This window comes from Kosakonia oryziphila (assembly GCF_900094795.1).
GTDB classification, from domain to species: domain Bacteria; phylum Pseudomonadota; class Gammaproteobacteria; order Enterobacterales; family Enterobacteriaceae; genus Kosakonia; species Kosakonia oryziphila.
Genome location: NZ_FMBC01000123.1, coordinates 1 through 1,216, shown reverse-complemented (window position 1 = coordinate 1,216; position 1,216 = coordinate 1). Strand labels below are relative to the sequence as shown.

Genomic DNA, 1,216 nt, shown 5'->3' with positions numbered 1-1,216 from the left:
TGTACATAAAAAAATCCGGAAACGAGTGAGCGTTTCCGGATTCTTACACAGCCACTGGATCGGTCAACTGATCCTTAACTGATCGGCATTACTCCAGTGCGAGCCCTTTCTTTTAGTTATTTAATTAATTTGCCTGCTTATCGTTTTAAAAATGCTTCATTCTCGCGCGGTGCCCAATCTTTCTCTGAAAAATCATAGGTAGGGTAAGACTCTTCTTTTACCCCCTGAGAACGAATGACGGCGCGAACTTCCGCTGGCAGGTTTTCGTCGCGGAACAACTCTGCCAGCACAAACAGCGTATCAATAAAGGATAGCTGTTTTACTTCAAAGGGTTTCCAGCCGGTGCGTTTAAAAATCAAATGATAAAGCGCTTCTTCGCCTGCCAACGGAACAAAACTGCTGGCGTATTTCTCACGGTGGCGCGCAAGCAGGTATTCAAGGATAAAAATCTGCGCGATGCGCTGGCGTGCTGCCTGTCCGCGAGGCGTGTCAGTGGTCATATCGATGTGCGTTATGTCATTGTTTTCACGCACCCGAACTTCTATGGCTTTCCACAGGTCGTCATATTTCTGCATAACCTTACCTTGTTTGATCCGAAGTATTCCTTGCAGGAAGACAATATCAGAGAAGATTGTGCACAGCCAAATTTCCCGATGCGTACGTTAATGCTACTGAACTTTAAATTCAGACTTAAGTTAAATCTCACTATAAAAAAGAAATGGGCAGCATAATTTGTGTTTAAACAATATTCACAGGCTGTGAGAATAATAAGCTGCAAATTCCAGCCTTTATCAGGATAACAAAAATGCGAATCTGTTCGATGATGTGGGGAATGGTTGTTGCGATCTCATTGCTGGATGCAACAGAAGGGGTTGCCAGAACGCAAGCGCTGTCCGATGCGCAGGTTAAAAAAGCGATCATTGCGGAATCCATTGCGCGCTATCCCGGTTCCTGCGCCTGCCCGTATAACCAGGCGCGCAACGGCAGTGCATGCGGCAGGCGCAGCGCCTGGAGCAAACCGGGGGGCTATTCACCACTTTGTTATCCTGACGATGTCAGTAAAGAGCAGGTGAAGGCATGGCGCGAGCGCCAGCAGCCGTAAAATTGACAAACCGGGGTAAACCCCTGAGGGATCCCCAGAAAACTCAGTAAACCAATATCATATCGGTATACCGTTGCTGTAATTTCTTCAACCCCGAGTCCAGCGACAGGGTTT

At 47.1% G+C, this 1,216-nt stretch carries 2 protein-coding genes; one reads left to right on the top strand and one right to left on the bottom strand.

Going from position 1 to position 1,216, the window contains the following annotated elements; translation table 11 throughout:
* Positions 1–137: 137 nt before the first annotated feature.
* A complete protein-coding gene (locus GA0061070_RS24435) occupies positions 138–575 on the bottom strand; it encodes an ECs1072 family phage-associated protein (protein WP_208598210.1) in 438 nt (145 codons plus the stop codon).
* Positions 576–832: 257 nt separating this feature from the next.
* Here GA0061070_RS24435 and GA0061070_RS24430 point away from each other — a divergent pair, with 257 nt between their 5' ends.
* Positions 833–1,102, top strand: coding sequence for a hypothetical protein (locus tag GA0061070_RS24430; protein ID WP_244153203.1), 270 nt, complete (start codon positions 833–835; stop codon positions 1,100–1,102).
* Positions 1,103–1,216 lie beyond the last annotated feature (114 nt).